The following is an 18,789-nucleotide window of genomic DNA, read 5'->3' on the forward strand; positions in this document are numbered from 1 at the left end:
GAATTATATAATCTGTAAGTTGTGCCCGCTCAGCAATAAGATGATAATGATTAAACCAGCAGCAATTCTATACCATCCAAAAACCTTGAAACCGTGTTTGTTTAAGTATCCGATAAAACTTTTTATCGCCAAAAGTGCCACTATAAAAGCAAAAAGATTACCAATAATTAAAAGATTAGTCTGCTCGTGGGTAATGGTGTGCCCTTCTTTATAAAAATCGTAAAGTTTTTTTGCTGTTGCAGCAAACATGGTAGGTACAGCTAAAAAGAATGAAAATTCTGCAGCAACTTTTCTGCTTAATTTCTGACTCATACCGCCAACAATAGTGGCTCCTGAGCGCGATACACCTGGTAGCATGGCAATACACTGAAAGAAACCTATTTTCAGCGCTGTTAAATAAGTTACTTCCTCCTCTTCATTAATAGTTGGTTTATTAAACCACTTGTCTACAAATAATAAGATCACACCGCCAACTAACAGCGAAATACCAACAGCCATTGGGCTTTCTAATAATTCGTCGATTTTTTTGCTCAATAGCAGACCAAATATGGCAGCTGGGATAAATGCAACCAGTAATTTAATGTAGAAATTTATCGATTTGAAAAATCTTTTGAAATAGAGTACAACAACAGAAAGTATTGCACCCAATTGTATCACAATGGTAAAAAGTTTTACAAATGGTTCTGATGCAATGCCCATAAACGATGATGCAATAATCATGTGTCCGGTACTCGATACAGGCAAAAATTCAGTTAATCCTTCAACAATAGCAAGGACAATGGCTTCAAAAGAGTTCATATGTTTTGAAAAGATAAGAAATAAAGAAAACGCTTAATCAATAAATTAAGCGTTTTCAAGTATAATCCTTTAGGATAAAATTATTTTTTTAGGATAGCATAAATGCCAAAAGCAAAACCCGCCAGCACCACTATCGGAGCCAATAAAGTTCTTCTGAAATCATAAATATCGCCAGTAGTACCCATCATTAATATAAAACCAACTGCTACAATTGCAATGCTGATTAACAATAACTGATAGTTTTTTTTGGTAAACACCAATTCGCTTTTAACGTCCTTTACAACCGGACCTGTTTTTTTTTCTGCCATTATCTATAAAGATGATAAGATTTTAAACGTAAATATCTGCTTACTGCAAACCAAGTACTAATGCCTGTTATAAAAATACCCACAATTAAAAGGCCTATAAATACGAAGCCAAATTCCTGGTAGTTATTTAAAATAATAATCTCAGGTACCTCTTTGCGGGCGTAAATTAAAGTTGCCAATAAAATTATGATGGCAATAAATGCAGCAATTAAGCCGTGTAATGCAGCGTATAATAAGAAAGGACGTCGAATAAAGTTTTTCGTTGCACCAACCAGCTGCATACTTTTAATTAAAAAGCGTTGTGAGTAGATTGCTAGTCTTATTGTGTTGTTAATCAGTGCTATAGATATGATTAATAGGAGTGCAGCAAAGGCTAAAATAATTAAGCCAATGGTGCTGATATTTTTGTTAACCATATCAATTAAAGAGCTTTGGTAAACCACTTCTTTAACAACAGGATTTTTAGAAATACTGGCTTTTAAGGCATCAATGCTTTTATTGTTCGCATATTCTGCTTTTAAATACACATCGAAAGTAGATGTTAGTGGGTTGTAACCTAAAAAGTTAACAAAATCCTCACCTAAATCCTGCGTTAAATTTCTTGCGGCAAGCTCTTTATTTACATATTGAGTTTGCTTTACCGCAGGATTTGCATTTAATTCTTTCTGAAAGGCCAAAACATCGGCTTCTTTTGCGCCTTCATCAACAATAATGTTTAAAACGATGTTTTCTTTAACGTAGTTAGACAGATTTTTGGCATGTACAAGTACCAAACCAAGCAGCCCCAGCATTAATAAAACCAAAGCAATACTGATTATAGTAGAGATATAAACGGTTTTGGTTTTCTTAGATGCATCACTTACTTCGAATTCTTCCATGTATTTCATTTTTGTTTCTGCGAAAATATAAATTATACCTGATAAACACCAATTAATGATTGCTAAATGAATATTAACGCAAAGCTTTTGCTTTTAGTTTGAGCATTAATTCTTTAATTAAATTTACTTTTTGTGAAAACGCGGTACGAAATTTGTTGAAACGGCGTTAATTATGGATATCTTAAAACTAAATTTAACTATGAAAAGACAAGTTACTCTTCTAAGCCTATTCTTACTTATCGCCTCAACAATTATTTCTTGCAAAAAAGATGATACTTCATTAAAAGCCCAGATGTTAGGCCGATGGACGTTAAATAAAATTGTAACTTCCGGTTATACTGCTGAAGAAACATTGAAAGATCCAAAAAAGATTAATGGAACTGTTACCTATGGTACAACAAGTGATTATGTTGACTACAAATCAAATAACGATGATCAGGTAGAGCTGAGTTTATCAGGTAACAGAACAATCGGAACTTATGTAATCATTTATTCTGATCAGTTCAGTATGGATATTAATGATGGGCTGAACTATTGTAAAGTAAACAGTATTACTGCAAACAAATTAGAGTTTACTGCTAAAATTGATAAAACAAACGTTACTAAAGTATATTCTTTATCAAGATAAGATCTTAATTCCCCGATTATTTGCTGCGCCATTGGTTTTTAACATCAATGGCGCATTTTTTTGTAGTGGCACCAGATATTCCCTTATTTAAGTAATCGATAGTCAGATGATAACATCTGACTACACAAAGGCATCGAGGTTTTACCCTTAACCTCTTCTAATTCTGCATTTCTGCTGGCAAAATATTATCATGAATCTGCTTTTTTAAGCCCCTTAATTTCCGTATTTTCGCACCTTTAAAAATTTAAAACTTGCAATGGATTACCAATTCAAAGAAATAGAACAAAAGTGGCAGAAATTTTGGGCAGATCATCAAACGTTTAAAGCCGAAAGTAATTCTGATAAACCAAAATATTATGTGTTAGATATGTTTCCTTACCCATCAGGAGCAGGTCTGCACGTTGGTCACCCACTGGGTTACATTGCATCAGATATTTTTTCAAGATATAAACGCCTTAAAGGCTTCAATGTATTGCATCCAATGGGATACGATTCGTTCGGATTACCCGCAGAGCAATACGCCATACAAACGGGGCAGCATCCTGCTATTACCACCGAGGCAAACATTGCAACCTACCGCCGCCAGTTAGATCAGATTGGTTTTTCTTTCGATTGGAGCAGAGAAGTACGCACCAGTGAGCCATCTTATTATAAATGGACACAGTGGATTTTTATGCAGTTGTTCAATTCATGGTACAATATCGAAAACGATAGGGCAGAAGATATCACCACGCTGATCGAAAAATTTAATGCTTCTGGGACTGCTGATGTTAAAGCAGTTTGTGATGAAGATACTAAAGAATTTATGCCGAGCGATTGGGCAACCTTTACCGATGAAGAGAAACAGATCGAATTGTTGAAATACCGCTTAACTTATCTTCGCGAGAGTACGGTAAACTGGTGCCCTGCTTTAGGAACCGTTTTGGCGAATGATGAAGTTAAAGATGGTTTCTCGGAACGTGGCGGTTTCCCTGTTGAGCAAAAGAAAATGATGCAATGGAGCATGCGGATCACCGCTTATTCTGACAGACTTTTGCAGGGTTTGGATACCATCGATTGGCCAGAGCCGATTAAAGAAATGCAACGCAACTGGATTGGTAAAAGTGTTGGAGCATCCGTAAAGTTTCAGGTTGAAGGAAACGATAAACAAATTGAAGTTTTTACCACCCGAGTAGATACCATTTTTGGGGTTTCTTACCTGGTTTTAGCTCCGGAGCATGAGTGGGTTGCAGAGTTAACTACTCCTAAACAAAAAGAGGACATTGCAAACTACATCGCTTTAACTAAAAAGAAATCAGAGTTAGACCGTATGGCCGATACCAAAACGGTGTCTGGTGCTTTTACGGGTACCTATGTAATTAACCCTGTAAGTGGTGAACGCGTACAGTTGTGGATTGCTGATTATGTGTTGGCAGGTTACGGAACTGGTGCCGTAATGGGCGTTCCGAGTGGCGATCAACGCGATTGGTTATTTGCTACCCATTTTAATTTACCGATTATCCAGATTTTGGATGGACAAAAGGATATTGATGTTCAGGCAGATCCAACCAAAGAAGGAAAATACATTAATTCTGGTTTCATAAACGGAATGACTTACAAAGAAGCTGTTCCATTTTTGAATAACTGGTTGGAAGAACAGAAAGTAGGGAAAGCAAAAGTAAACTTCCGCCAACGTGATGCGATTTTTGGTCGTCAGCGTTATTGGGGCGAGCCGATTCCGGTTTACTTTAAAGATGGATTGCCTTATTTGGTAAATGAAGAAGAATTGCCATTGTTACTTCCTGAAATTGATAAATATTTACCGACAGAAACGGGAGAACCACCTTTGGCGAGGGCTGAAGACTGGGTTCCAAAAGATGGCGGACATTACGAATTAAGCACCATGCCAGGTTGGGCTGGAAGCAGCTGGTACTGGTACCGTTACATGGATGCCAACAACAACAACGATTTTGCTTCAAAAGAAGCTGTTGAATATTGGAAAGATGTCGATTTATACATTGGTGGCTCTGAGCATGCAACCGGTCACTTATTGTACAGCCGTTTCTGGAATAAATTTTTGAAAGATTTAGGTTACACCAAAGAAGAAGAACCTTTCAAGAAACTGATTAACCAGGGCATGATTCAGGGTAGAAGTAATTTTGTTTATCGCATTAACGATGAGAACGGAAAACCTACTAATACTTATGTATCAGCTGGATTAAGAAAAGAATATAAAACTTCAGCATTGCACGTTGATGTGAACATTGTTGAAAATGACACTTTAGACATCGCTAAGTTCAAAGCCTGGAGAGAGGAATATGCCAACGCAGAATTTATTCTTGAAGGCGGGAAGTACATCTGTGGTGTCGAAGTAGAGAAAATGTCGAAATCAAAATTCAACGTGGTTAATCCCGATGATTTGATTGAACGTTATGGTGCTGATACTTTGCGGATGTACGAAATGTTCTTAGGTCCGTTAGAGCAGAGTAAACCCTGGAATACGAATGGTGTTGAAGGTGTATTTAAGTTCTTGCGTAAATTCTGGCGCTTGTTCCACAACGAAGAATGGGCTTTCCATGTAAACGATGCTGTTCCTACAAAAGCCGAATTAAAATCGTTGCATAAAATCATTAAAAAAGTGCAGGATGATATCGAGCGTTTCTCGTTTAATACTTCTGTATCGAGTTTCATGATTGCAGTAAACGAGTTAACCGATCTGAAATGCAAAAACCGTCAGATTTTGGAAGATATGGTGATTATCCTTTCACCTTATGCGCCACATATCTGCGAAGAGCTTTGGGTATTGTTGGGTAATGAAGCCGGAACTTTATCCTACACGGCTTTCCCGACATTTAAGCCTGAGTATTTGGTAGAAGATGAATTTGCCTATCCGGTTTCGATCAATGGTAAAATGAAAATGAACCTGAATTTGAGCTTAACTTTGGCTCAGCCAGAGGTAGAAAGCATTTTATTGGCAGACGAGCAATTCCAGAAATTCTTAGACGGAAAACCAACCAAAAAGATCATTTTCGTTAAAGGAAAGATTATTAATGTGGTGGTTTAAGGAGTCTAAAGCTTAAAGACTAAAGCGGAAAGCTTTCCTGCAAAGTTTTATAAAAGGAACCCCCGAGTTGTACGATCAATTCGGGGGTTCTCGTTTTATCGTCGTTGCTCTGTTGGCTGAAAGCCTTATCGCAATGACGACTGCTTTTACTTATTTTCCACCCCTCAACTGTAGATAGGTATAAAAACAAAACCCAAGCTGTATTTTACAACTTGGGTTTTTATACGATAAGCAGGAAAACTTTAGTCTTTCTGCTTTAGTCTTTCAGCGTTCTATCTTTCCCCTCTTTTTCTGTTTCCACCAAATCTTCTATTGTTGCTGGCATTGCGCGGTTTGCCGCTCATATTACCATCACCGCCTTTTTTAGCGCCTCCACCGCCTTTAGATTGGGCTTGTGGTTTACGTTTAACCTGGTTTTTGGCCAGCATACTTTCCCAGCTTAATGGATAAGGATGATCATCAACAACCGGGAGCGTAATTTTAATCAGTTTCTGGATATCCAATAAGTATTCGTTTTCCTCTGCATCGCAGAAAGAAATGGCAATCCCGTTTGCACCAGCACGGCCTGTACGGCCAATTCTGTGTACATAAGATTCAGGAATATTCGGCAATTCGAAATTGAAAACGTGCGATAACTGATCGATATCAATACCACGTGCAGCAATATCGGTAGCTACCAAAACGCGGATTTTACGGTCTTTAAAATCAGTTAATGCCCGTTGTCTGGCATTTTGCGATTTATTGCCGTGAATGGCAGCAGCTTTAATACCTGCATGGGCCAAATCCTTAACAATACGGTCTGCACCATGTTTGGTCCGGGTAAAAACCAAAGCAGTTTCGATCTTTTTATCCTCAAGAAGGTGGATCAATAATTTCTTTTTATCAGGTTTGTCTACAAAATAAACCGATTGAACAATTGTTTCTGCTGTAGAAGAAATGGGGGTAACCTCTACTTTTGTCGGACTAGATAAAATCGTATTTGCCAACTTCTGGATTTCATCTGGCATGGTTGCAGAGAAAAATAAAGTCTGGCGTTTTGCAGGCAATTTAGCCACTACTTTTTTCACATCGTGAATAAAGCCCATATCGAGCATACGGTCGGCTTCATCCAATACGAACAATTCGATAGTATTTAAGCTGATAAACCCCTGGTTCATTAAATCTAATAAACGGCCTGGTGTTGCAACTAAAATGTCAACGCCTTTTCTTAAAGCTTCTACTTGTGAGTGTTGATTTACACCACCAAAAATTACTAAATGGCGTAAATTTAAATGACGGCCATAAGCCTTAAAACTCTCTTCAATCTGGATGGCAAGCTCGCGTGTTGGCGTTAAAATTAAAGCCTTTATGTTTTTGGTTGCCTTGGTATTGATGTGTTTTTCGTGCAATAACTGCAACATTGGGATAGCAAAGGCGGCGGTTTTTCCGGTACCGGTTTGCGCGCAGCCTAATAAATCTTTACCTTTTAATATCGTTGGAATGGATTGCTCCTGTATTGGTGTCGGTTGTGTATAACCTTCGGTCTCAAGGGCCTTTAAAATTGGCTCAATGAGGTTTAATTCTTTGAATAACATGTATGTTTCTGTGTAATATTTATCGAAGAAGCTAGAACAATCAATTGTTGAAGGACTAACTTGCGGAGAGAATATGCCATTCAGAATGGCAAGCCCTTATTCCTGCTTCGGCGGCAAAGATACAAAAAATGTATGAGAATTTACTATTTGATAAACGTAACCTCAAATCGTTATCTATTACTCACATCTGTTATTGATCTAATGCATTAATCCTTTTAGTTAGTATTTTATAGTCTGTTTGTGTATGTGTTTTTTTGTAGTATTATTATTTTTATATGTATATTTATTTTTAATCAAGTGTATATTGTACACTAATTCATTACTTAATTAAAAATATCATTATGTAAATCATCAATAAAAATACCTAACAACCTATCTAACCACTTACTTATGAGAAAAAATCTACCACCCTTCAGGAGAAATCCATTCTTCTTGCATGCCTGCCTTTTTTGGTGCATTGGCATCATCCAGCAAAAAACTAAACCACTTAAACACCTCGTCATAACTGACGGAGATCACCTGATACTGCTAAGTTTATTAACCTAGAAGTACATCAGTCGTATTGAGTACGCATTATTCACCTAATCATTTATAACCTATGAAACAAAATCTATCTTGTATCAAGAGGAGTTTTCTTCTCTTGTGTTTGGGGATGTTATTTGCCCTCGGCGCAATGGCCCAATCAAAAATCACTGGTAAAGTTATTGCAAGTGATGATAAACTCCCTGTGGTTGGCGCCACGATCAAAATTAAAAATGGTAGTGGTGGTACCGCTACTGATGCAAATGGGGCCTTCTCGCTGAGTGTAAAACCTACTGATGTGTTGGTTATTTCTTTTGTTGGCTATGGCAATAAAGAAGTAACAGTGGGTACCCAAACCAACATTTCAATTGTATTACAAGCCAACAATAATAACCTTACAGAGGTTGTAGTGACAGGTTATTCTTCTCAGCGGAAGAAAGACTTAACCGGTTCTGTAGCTGTAGTAAGTATGGAACTGTTAAAGGCCCAGCCTGCAGCTAGTGCTGTAGAGGCGTTGCAAGGAAAAGCAACAGGGGTACAAATTGTAAATGACGGGGCTCCTGGTTCAACGCCACAAATAAGAATCCGGGGTTTTAGTACCATTAATAACAATGACCCACTTTATGTAATTGATGGGGTTCCGTTTGAGGGAAAACTATCCTGGCTTAACCAGAATGATATCGAAAGCATGCAAGTATTGAAAGATGCTTCTTCAGCTTCTATCTATGGTTCAAGAGCCAATAATGGTGTGGTTATCATTACCACAAAAAAAGGCTCAGCAGGACTACCAAAAATTACGCTCGATTCTTACTATGGCACACAGTCGCCAAGAAAAAATAGCTTCCCACAAATGATGAATCCTCAACAATATGCACAATATGTATTTAATGGGTATACTAATGCCGGAAAGCCTATTGCTGCTGGAGATAACTATGGTTCGGGCACAGTACCGGTATTACCTGAATATTTGGTGGCAGGTTTAAAACTCGGTCAGAATGTTACTGCTGCAGATGCAGATCCTTCTAAGTACAACTATAGCCGTGATCCAAATCTGTTTTATCAAATTACAAAAGCAAATAAGCAAGGTACCAATTGGTTTGATGAGATAACCGAATCTGCACCGGTTCAGAATTATAATATTAGTGCACTGGGAGGTTCAGACAATGCAACCTATTCTATTAGTGCCGGATACTTGAACCAAAAAGGAACGATAAAATACACAGGTTTTAAACGTTATAGTTTTAGATCCAATACTGCGGTATCTGCTTTTAATAAAAGGGTGCGTTTCGGAGAAAATGCACAGTACAGTTATTCTGAAGGCGTCGGATTTGGCGTTAACCCGAATACTCCCGGTGGTTATCAGGATCAGGGAAGTGCTTTAGGATGGGCATACCGCATCCCAACAATTATCCCTGTTTATGACATTGCCGGAAACTTTGCCGGTAGCCGCGGTAGTCAGTTGGGAAATGCAGAGAACCCACTCGCATTTCTATTCAGGGCAAAGGATAATGTTAATAAAAACAACTTCTTTTTTGGGAATATCTTCGGTGAGGGTGATATTATTCCGGGTTTAGTATTAAAAACCAATTTTGGGATACGTTACGAAAATTACAATAGCTTATCTATGCGTTATCCGAATTTGGAATTCTCTGAAGGTAATAATTCAAATAATTTAAGCGAAATCCAAGGGTATAATACAGAATGGACCTGGACTAATACTTTAAATTATAATAAAAAATTTGCTGAAAAACACAGCTTAAATGCATTAATCGGTACAGAGGCAATCAGATCCAGGACCAGACAATTAACTGCAGGAAGAAATGATTTTTTTCTTTTGGGTAATCCGGATTATTATTATTTAAATACAGGTTCTTCAAATATCAGCAATGCCAGTACCGGAGCAATTGGTTCACTGTTCTCCGTGTTTGCAAAGCTTGATTATTCCTTTAATGATCGTTATCTCGCCAGTTTTACTATCCGTAGGGATGGTTCATCTAACTTCGGTTCTGCTAATAAGTATGGTAATTTTCCGGCAGCAAGTGCTGCATGGAGGTTATCTGAAGAGGAGTTTATGAAAAGCCTCAATTGGGTTAGCGATTTGAAACTTCGTGTTGGATACGGACAAACCGGAAATCAACGGATACCTGGATATCAATATATCAATAGATTTCAAAGTTCTATTGTTAATTCAGCTTATGCGCTTGGTGGCGGTAATGGTCTTACAACTGGTGTGCGACAAAATGCCTATCAAAACCCTGATATAAAATGGGAAGCTGTAAATTCTTTAAATATTGGTCTTGATTTTACTTTGTTAGGTGGGGCTGTTGATGGATCAGTAGATTGGTATAACAAGAAAACGACTGACATGCTTTACCCGGTACCGCTACCAGCAAGCATTGTAGGAATGGGAAGTTCACCTTTTGTAAATATCGGCGATATGAGTAATAAAGGGGTCGAATTTAATGTCGCTTATCATTATGGAAGAAGCGCTGATAGCCCTTTTAAATTTGATATTGGTGCAAATTTCTCCAAGAATAACAATAAAATCGTAAGGTTGGCACCAGGTATTCTCAATCAGGTTTATGGTAATTATAGGAGCTTACAAACCAGCGTTTTACAGGAAGGTGCGCCACTGGGTTCATTTTTTGGATATAAAACCGCAGGAATTTACCAGAGTACTGCTGATATTCAGAATAATCCTTCTTATTCGGGTGCCAGGGTTGGTGGATTACGTTATCAGGATATTAATGGTGATGGTATTATTGATCCAAAAGATCGGACAATTATTGGAAGTCCACATCCTGATTTCACTTACGGTATAAATTTGAACGCATCTTACAAGAATTTTGATATCTCAGCTTTCTTATATGGTGTAAAAGGAAATGATATATTTGAAGCTACACGCTATTTTACAGATTTCCCTTCCTTTGATGGAGCAAAAAGTGTTAGGTTACTTGATGCCTGGAGCCCAAGCAATACATCAAGCCTGATTCCTTCAGCTTATGCCGGAGCCTCCGATCTGGAATTTGCTTCTTCGAGTTATTACATTCAAAACGGAAGTTTTTTAAGGCTGAAAAATTTGCAAATCGGCTACTCCATCCCAACAGCTAAAGCTTTCGGACCAAATTCTGGCATCAATAAGATTAGGGTGTATGTTAGTGCAACCAATGTATTTACCATCACTAAATACACAGGGTTGGATCCGGAAATAAGTCAAATTGTAGATGGCTTCTCAGCGCCAGGGGTAGATCAGGGTGTTTACCCATCACCACGTCAGTTTTTAATCGGTATTAATGTTGGTTTTTAATTAAAAATATCAAAATGAAACATATAAAATATATTCTTCTTTCCTTATTAATCTGCAGTACTTTTTCCTGCAAGAAAGAATTTTTAGAATTGCAACCACAGGGTGAACTCACCGAGGAACAGTTAATGAGCCAAGAGGGGGTTGAAGGACTTTTAATAGGTTCTTATAGTTTACTTAATGGCAATTTAGACGGAACATGGGGTAATTATGGTGCAGCACCAAGCCAATGGTTATTTGGCGAGGTTGCATCTGATAATGCCCATAAAGGGAGTAGCACAGGAGATCAGCCGCCTATGAATGCCATTGAACAGCATTCGCCAACCAGTACAAATGATAATATATCGAATATTTGGAACAGGTGTTTTGAAGGAATTCAACGCTGTAACCGCACTTTAAAAGTTCTTGCTAGCTTACAGGCAGGTTCAGGATCGGCCAAATTTGATGATGCCCGTGCAAAAGAAATTCAAGGTGAAGCCCGATTGTTACGTGGACATTATTATTTCTTTTTGGTTCGCATATTTAAAATGGTTCCTTATGTTACCGAGGCCAATAGTGGTGCTTTTGTTCCTAATGATAAAGACATTTATCCTAATATTGTAGATGATCTTCAGTTTGCCGTAGCCAATTTAAGTACAACCAAACCAAAGAATCAAAAAGGTAGGGTAGATAAATATGCTGCTCAGGCTTATCTTGGAAAGGTACTTTTATATCAAAAGAAATATCCTGAAGCTTACGATTTGTTGAATGCCGTAATTTTGGCCAAACCAAGCTTGGTTGATATGCCTTATGGCGATAATTTTGACATTACCAAAGAAGACGGGCCAGAAACCATTATGTCTGTTCAACATTCAGTTGGAACAGATGGCACAGGCGGCGATAATGGTAATGTAGGCGATATGCTTAACTTTCCGTACGGTAATGCGCCGATTAACTGTTGTGGTTTCTTCCAGCCAACGATAGATCTGGCCAACTCCTTTAAGGTAGATGCCCTTGGTTTACCGCTACTGGATGGCAGCTATCGTACTAACCCATATAAATCTGATTATGGATTAACCGGAGCGGATAAAACAAATTATGCAGTAGATAAGACTTTACCTTTAGATCCACGAATTGAATCGACAATAGGAAGACGTGGCGTTCCTTATCGCGATTGGGGTTTAATGCCTGGTGATACCTGGATTCGCGACGCCAGCAACGGCGGCCCTTTCCTGGCTGTTAAGAATACCATTGATGCTGCTCAGATTTCGAGCGGAACAGCCCCGGGCAGTTCCAACGTAACCGGATTAAACGTAAACCTGATCCGCTTAGCTGATGTTTACCTGATGGCGGCAGAATGTGCAGTGGAAAAAGGCGATTTGGGCAGAGCTTTAATACTGGTAAATGCAGTTAGAGCCCGTGCTGCTAAAATTACCCCTCGTGATATAAATGGGACTCCGGCGGCGGCTTATAAAGTTAGCCAGTACACCTCATTTCCAAATGATACCTATGCCAGAAATGCGGTGCGTTTCGAACGCAGGTTAGAGTTGGCATTGGAAGGTCATCGCTTCTTCGATTTGGTACGCTGGGGTGTAGCAAAACAAACACTGGAAAGTTATTTTTCTTTTGAAGGTGGGTACTTCAATTACTTAAAAGGCATTACCATCGAAACCAGAGATGATTATTTCCCTTTACCACAAGATCAGATTGATAGAAGTAACGGTACCCTAAAACAAAGCCCGGGTTATTAGGTTATAAATGAGATACATGAGCGGGATGGTGGTCGTTTCTTACCTCCGTTCATGTATTTTTTGCTTAATTAGATAACTGGTTATTGCAGGCTTTAATGACAATCGGTTTTAATTTAAGCTAAAATCAAAGTTCATTTTGTCTGGATTCTGCTGTTGCATTTCTAAATTTAGCTTATTCACCATATTATTAAATTCTACATTGTTGATTACCTCATTATTGGCTAGCCACACTAAGTTTCTATAATTTTCTTCTCGGGTGAGGCCAAAATTTACCTGGCCGTATTTATTGAGTAAAAATATATTTCTTGTTGCTTTTAAAATATCAATAAAGGTATTGACTTCCGCTTTTGATGGTTTGTTTTGAAAAAATTCAATAGCATCTACGTTCCCATGTTTTACCAAATAAAAATCCGTTTATAGGTGATTAAAAACAAAATCAACAGTATTATCGATAACCCAAAATAGAAGAAGTAAACCGAGCTTTCAACGCCTTCTCCATCATTTCTTAACAGATACAATAGGATAGACACCATACCTAATATTGTTGATGAAAATAGGAGGCCATAAATACCCTTATTGCTTTTATAAGTTCTAGTGCCTACGTTTTCGTAAGCGATCACATATTCACTTGAACTAAGTAAACTCTTCTGTTTAACCTCAAGTCCGTTTTCAGTGATTAAAAATGATTTGTATCTAAATCTTAAATCTTTTTGTACAAGTAATTCGTTCATATCTATTAGATTGTGTCGACTCCTAACTCAAAACGCCCAACCCCAAACTATTTCTCCTCCTTAAACCTGCTAAAAAACAGCAGCGCAATCAAACAAAGTGCGAAGCCTACAATTCCGTTCAATCGTAATCCGAAATCGTTGCCGGGGTCCTTCCCGTAAATGGTAAGCATGGCGAAAATAGCGATACCCAATGTTTGCCCGAGTTTTACAAAAAGGTATTTTACTGCGAAGAACATGCCTTCGTGGTTTTCTCCGGTTTTTAAGGTATCTCTTTGGGCAATGTCGGCCAAAATAGCCGTTGGTAAAATACCAAGAGCAGCTAATGGAAACGAAGCGGATAGTACTAGGATGTAAATCTGTGTATGTGGACCAAATGGTAATTTTCCTAAAAAGAAAATGGTGACGAAGATTAAACACAACACGCCAAAGGCAAGTAATACAAAAGGTTTTTTGCCGATTTTAGCCGAACCAAAATTAACCAACGGGTAAAATAGCAAGGACGCAAAAACCATGGCAGCCATAAATTTTCCACCTTCCGATTCTGGTAGACCCAATAAAACCGTACAAAAAAACAATAAACCGCTTGAAATAATACTCAGGGCCGTATAAAAAGCGAAATCTGATATCAGGTAATATTTAAAATTGCTGTTTTTAAAGGTGCTTTTAATTGCTGGCCATAAAGGGATATGAGTAGGCTTCGCAATCGAAAATTCCTTTTCATTGATGAAAAAAATTGGCAACAACATCACCAGTCCGGATAAGATACACAAACCCCATATCGCGGTCTGGATGGCTTCGCTGCGGTTGACTACATGAAAATGAGCCTCAACCAGATCGGCAAAGTTGTTGGTACAGGCCGATAAAATGATTCCAATTACAAAACCAACCTGCTGATAACTCGATAATTTAACTTTTTGTTTTGGCGTATTGGTTACTTCGGCCAGCAGCGCATTATAAGGAATAATATAGGTAGTAACCGATACAAAAAATAAACAAAGTGTTATGGTTAACCACCAGGCATTATGCAGGCTCTCCGTTTTTTGGATCGGGTAGAAAACCAGTCCGCAAAAAAGCATAGCAGGAACAATTGCCCATTTCATAAAGGGCATCCTGCGACCGTTTTTATCGGTGCATGCATCACTTTTAGACGCAATAAACGGATCGTAAATGGCATCTACCAGCCTTCCTGAGGCAGCAATAATAGAAAGGATATTAAACGCACCCAATAAAACGAGTTGTGGTACCAAAGGTGGCAGGCCAGCGTTGCTTGGGGGAAGATAGAAATAGGGAAGCATTACGATGATAATGTTTGTCATCGTGCTCCAACCAATCATACCAGCAGCGTAAGCAATTTCTTGTTTTAAGGAGAGAGTTTTGTTCATTAATTATTTTATGTTCTTTTATGTTTTTTGTAAAGCTGGTTTCTGTGTTAATTGGTTAGATCAGCCCTGCTTTCCATTTTATTCCGCTGCGCTTCATGTCCATTCCAATCAGGTTTATTTTAATCGGTCTGCCTTTCTATCTTAAACCCGACAGTAGCAGAAATACTTTTTGTAGTTCCTTCGACAGGCTCAGGATGAAAATGACAAAAAGATTGTAGCGTATGGCGGGACTATCGAAACCGACCAGCACCGCAACTGCTTTTCAAATCAAAATTATTTCTTATTAAACCATCTGCTCACAAAATAGATTACCAGAAAGCCAACAAAAATGTATAATCCGTTCAGTGCCGCATTTGGGTCGTCGGCATAAATGCTGAAGGCCACGAAAGTATAAGCAGCAATAAAAATAATAGGCAATATAGGATATAAAGGAACAGTATAGATGGTTTTTTTATCAAGATGTGCTGTTCTTTTCCGGAGAATGAAAATCGTAGCTGCCGAACTGGCCATGCTAATGCTTTCTAAGAAAATAGTATAGTTTAAAATCTTGTCGAAGGTTTTGGCATAAAAAATAATTACCACAGCAATTAATGTAAAAACGGTTAAGCTAATGGTAATTACCTCTGTTTTTTTGTTCATCCTGCTGAATATTTTTGGCAGGGCACCTTCTTCGCCCATAGCAAACATGGCCCTTGGGTTGCTCAGCAGATTTACATTTACATAACCCATTACGGAGAAAAAGATGATTACAGAAAGTGCGTTAAATCCGGCAGGACCAAATATCTTCGACGCCAAGATCGCGGCTATGCTTTCTGCCGATTTTAATTCTTCAAAACCGATCACCTTTACATATACATAGTTGATGGACAGGTAAAGAATAACAATAATAGTTAAGCCAATAATAATGGAACGTGGAATTACTTTTTTGGCTTCTTTAACTTCGCCACCAAAGTTGATGGTTTGCGCATAACCTGCGTAAGAAAAAGAAACCGCAATTAAACACAGGCCCAGGGCTTTTCCATAATCAGACCAGGTTGGTAAAGCACCAGTTGCTGTTTTAAAAATTGGGGTAACGGTTTGTGTTTGTCCGCCGAAAAATACAGCGCAAATGAGTGTTAAAATCATTCCGATTTTAATTACCGTTAACACATTTTGTGTTTTAGAACTCGCTTTTAAACCTAACAGATTAATAAAATAAAATACCAAAATGGTGGTAATGGCTATGGCAACCCGATAGGTTTCATTCTGTTTATCGATGGGTAAAATAATTTTGCTCAGGTATTCTGCCCCAATAATCGAAATAGCTGCTACCGATGCTGCACTTGAAATGATTACAATACAATTAATGGCAAAGGCAATGGATGGGTGATAAGCTGCTGAAAATATTTTATAGTATCCTCCTGTTACCGGAAAGCGGGAACCAATTTCGGCATAAGTTAACGCGCCACAAAAGGCTACAAAACCACCGATAAACCAAGCCAAATAAAACAGTTCGGGAATTTGTGCCTTAGCTGCAACGTTTACAGGCGTACGGAAAACGCCCATGCCAATAACCAAACTCACCACAATCATGGATAAATCGAATAGCGAAAGTTGCTTCTTTTGTTGCATTAAATAGAATTATGAATATTGCGTTGAAGATAGGGAAATTTGAATGATTGAGTGAGAGAATGATTGATGGATTGAATGGATAATATTGGCTTAGGTTTCTAAGGTGGTGAAAAATGGCTGATGGTTTGATAGCTCATAGTTGATAGCCTGGTTTAATTGGCCATAGGCTATTGGCAATAGACCACGTGCCATCAACCCTATACTTCTGACTGTTGACATGTGGAAATTTTCTTTTGCGAGCCTCACAGAATAAATCTATTATTGTATAATAATTCTGAAGAAGGTATTTGAAAATATTTTTATTTCAATCATCAGGGTTATTTCTACAAATTCTTCATCGCTTTGCAAACCAAAAAATGCAAGGTTTTTCATTGAAGAACAGATAAATACAGTATGGCAGAAGTAATTTATAACGACGATAGTATCCGTTCATTAGATTGGAAAGAGCACATCAGGCTTCGTCCGGGGATGTACATTGGTAAACTTGGCGATGGATCTGCGCAGGATGACGGTATTTACGTTTTGCTAAAAGAAATTGTAGATAACTCTATCGATGAGTTTGTAATGGGTACCGGAAAAACCATCGAAATTACTGTTTCCGAACAAAAGGTAAATATACGTGATTACGGTCGTGGTATTCCACTCGGCAAGGTAATCGATTGTGTAAGCAAGATCAATACCGGTGGTAAATACGATAGCAATGCTTTCCAGAAATCTGTTGGTTTAAATGGGGTAGGTACTAAGGCTGTAAATGCACTTTCTACCAGTTTTATGGTGCAGTCGTACCGTGATGGAAAAACGAAAAAAGTAGAATTTTCCAAAGGGGAAATTGTAAATGAGCAGCCAATTATCGATACCACTCAACGCAATGGCACGGCGATTACTTTTTACCCTGATGAAACCATTTTCAGGAATTACCATTATATCCCTGATTTTGTAGAGAGCATGGTTTGGAACTATGTTTTCTTGAACACAGGTTTAACCATAAATTTTAATAATCAGAAATATTTTTCGGAAAGAGGGCTGTACGATCTACTTTCTAAATTTAATAAGCCAGAAGAAATCCGTTACCCAATTATCCACATGATTGGACCGGATATCGAAATTGCGATGACCCATGGGCAGCAATATGGCGAAGATTACCATTCGTTTGTAAACGGACAACATACTACACAGGGTGGTACACACCAGGCGGCTTTTAGGGCAGCTGTAGTGAAAACCGTTAGGGAGTTTTTCAAAAAAGAGTTTGATGCCGCCGATGTTCGTTCATCTATTATTGCAGCAATTTCTGTGCGTGTACAGGAGCCCGTTTTCGAATCGCAGACCAAAACAAAACTGGGCTCACAGAACATGGGGCCAGAAGGCCCATCGGTAGCTACTTTTATCAACGACTTTGTTAAAAAAGAATTGGATGATTATCTGCATAAGAACAAAGAGGTTGCTGATGCACTAGAGAAAAGAATTCTCCAATCAGAAAGGGAACGTAAAGATATTGCAGGGATTAAAAAACTGGCGAACGATAGGGCGAAAAAAGCCTCTTTACACAATAAAAAACTGCGCGATTGTAAAGTGCATTTTAATACCACGCATGAGAAACGATATGAAACTACCTTGTTTATTACCGAGGGAGATTCGGCATCGGGTTCGATCACAAAATCGCGCGATGTAGATTGTCAGGCGGTGTTTAGTTTAAAAGGTAAGCCGCTTAACTGTTATGAGCTTACCAAAAAAGTAGTTTACGAAAATGAAGAATTTAACCTGCTGCAGCATGCTTTAAATATCGAAGATGGTTTAGAAGGGCTTCATTATAACAATATTGTAATTGCAACAGATGCCGATGTGGATGGTATGCACATCCGTTTGTTGATGATGACTTTCTTCCTTCAGTTTTTCCCCGATCTGGTAAAAGCAGGCCATGTGTATATTCTACAAACGCCGCTTTTCAGGGTAAGAAATAAGAAAGAAACGATTTATTGTTACAGTGACGAAGAACGTAAAAATGCGATCGAAAAACTGGGTAATAAACCAGAAATTACCCGATTTAAAGGTTTGGGTGAAATTTCACCTGATGAATTTGGTTTGTTTATCGGGAAAGATATCAGGTTAGACCCCGTTATTTTGAAAGATCAAACGATTAAAAGTTTGCTTGAATATTACATGGGCAAAAATACGCCTGATAGACAGCAGCACATTATCCGTAACCTTAGGGTAGAGAAGGATGAGGTGACTGAAGAACCTAAAGTGATTACTGAAGAAGTGGCATAAAAAAGATCCTTCGAC

The 18,789-nt window shown here is 38.3% G+C and carries 13 protein-coding genes; 5 read left to right on the forward strand and 8 right to left on the reverse strand.

The window, feature by feature from the left end; translation table 11 throughout:
• Nucleotides 1-3: 3 nt before the first annotated feature.
• The 3 genes from LQ227_RS13040 to LQ227_RS13050 form a co-directional block, all read right to left on the reverse strand.
• Nucleotides 4-798, reverse strand: a complete 795-nt coding sequence (locus tag LQ227_RS13040) for an undecaprenyl-diphosphate phosphatase (RefSeq protein ID WP_230144738.1) — start codon at nt 796-798, stop codon at nt 4-6.
• Nucleotides 799-878: 80 nt separating this feature from the next.
• Nucleotides 879-1,106 carry a DUF3098 domain-containing protein gene (locus LQ227_RS13045; protein ID WP_029275801.1) on the reverse strand — a complete coding sequence of 76 codons (228 nt, stop codon included), beginning with the start codon at nt 1,104-1,106 and terminating at the stop codon, nt 879-881.
• The gene (locus LQ227_RS13050) at nt 1,106-1,984 is read right to left on the reverse strand and encodes an ABC transporter permease (protein ID WP_029275800.1); all 879 of its coding nucleotides are present in this window, start codon (nt 1,982-1,984) and stop codon (nt 1,106-1,108) included. Before LQ227_RS13050 ends, LQ227_RS13045 begins: the two co-directional genes overlap by 1 nt.
• A 199-nt stretch (nt 1,985-2,183) precedes the next feature.
• On the opposite strand from LQ227_RS13050, the gene LQ227_RS13055 reads away from it, so the two are divergent.
• Together LQ227_RS13055 and leuS are read left to right on the forward strand one after the other, a co-directional pair.
• Nucleotides 2,184-2,612: a hypothetical protein gene (locus LQ227_RS13055; RefSeq protein WP_230144739.1), complete on the forward strand. Its 429-nt coding sequence runs from the start codon at nt 2,184-2,186 to the stop codon at nt 2,610-2,612.
• A gap of 256 nt (nt 2,613-2,868) precedes the next feature.
• A complete protein-coding gene (gene leuS / locus LQ227_RS13060; protein WP_230149590.1) occupies nt 2,869-5,655 on the forward strand; it encodes a leucine--tRNA ligase in 2,787 nt (928 codons plus the stop codon).
• A gap of 272 nt (nt 5,656-5,927) precedes the next feature.
• Here the strand turns inward: leuS and LQ227_RS13065 are convergent, their stop codons facing one another.
• Nucleotides 5,928-7,229: a DEAD/DEAH box helicase gene (locus tag LQ227_RS13065; RefSeq protein WP_230144741.1), complete on the reverse strand. Its 1,302-nt coding sequence runs from the start codon at nt 7,227-7,229 to the stop codon at nt 5,928-5,930.
• 598 nt (nt 7,230-7,827) lie between these two features.
• Between LQ227_RS13065 and LQ227_RS13070 the strand changes: the two genes are divergently transcribed.
• Complete coding sequence (locus LQ227_RS13070) at nt 7,828-11,058, forward strand: TonB-dependent receptor (protein WP_230149591.1); 3,231 nt, start codon at nt 7,828-7,830, stop codon at nt 11,056-11,058.
• Between the two features lie 14 nt (nt 11,059-11,072).
• Nucleotides 11,073-12,785, forward strand: a complete 1,713-nt coding sequence (locus LQ227_RS13075) for a RagB/SusD family nutrient uptake outer membrane protein (RefSeq protein WP_230149592.1) — start codon at nt 11,073-11,075, stop codon at nt 12,783-12,785.
• Between the two features lie 108 nt (nt 12,786-12,893).
• Here the strand turns inward: LQ227_RS13075 and LQ227_RS13080 are convergent, their stop codons facing one another.
• From LQ227_RS13080 to LQ227_RS13095, 4 genes are all read right to left on the reverse strand, one after another.
• Complete coding sequence (locus LQ227_RS13080) at nt 12,894-13,187, reverse strand: hypothetical protein (RefSeq protein ID WP_230144744.1); 294 nt, start codon at nt 13,185-13,187, stop codon at nt 12,894-12,896.
• Entirely contained in the window at nt 13,181-13,516 is a 336-nt protein-coding gene (locus LQ227_RS13085; protein WP_230144745.1) for a hypothetical protein, read from the reverse strand. Before LQ227_RS13085 ends, LQ227_RS13080 begins: the two co-directional genes overlap by 7 nt.
• A gap of 47 nt (nt 13,517-13,563) precedes the next feature.
• Nucleotides 13,564-14,898 (reverse strand): MFS transporter, encoded by a 1,335-nt coding sequence (locus LQ227_RS13090; protein WP_230144746.1) that lies wholly within the window; start codon nt 14,896-14,898, stop codon nt 13,564-13,566.
• Between the two features lie 273 nt (nt 14,899-15,171).
• Nucleotides 15,172-16,509 (reverse strand): APC family permease, encoded by a 1,338-nt coding sequence (locus LQ227_RS13095; RefSeq protein ID WP_230149594.1) that lies wholly within the window; start codon nt 16,507-16,509, stop codon nt 15,172-15,174.
• 393 nt (nt 16,510-16,902) lie between these two features.
• Here LQ227_RS13095 and LQ227_RS13100 point away from each other — a divergent pair, with 393 nt between their 5' ends.
• Entirely contained in the window at nt 16,903-18,774 is a 1,872-nt protein-coding gene (locus tag LQ227_RS13100) for a DNA topoisomerase IV subunit B (RefSeq protein ID WP_230144748.1), read from the forward strand.
• Nucleotides 18,775-18,789 lie beyond the last annotated feature (15 nt).

Origin of the sequence: Pedobacter sp. Bi27, from assembly GCF_918698255.1 — a bacterium.
Taxonomy (GTDB): Bacteria; Bacteroidota; Bacteroidia; order Sphingobacteriales; family Sphingobacteriaceae; genus Pedobacter.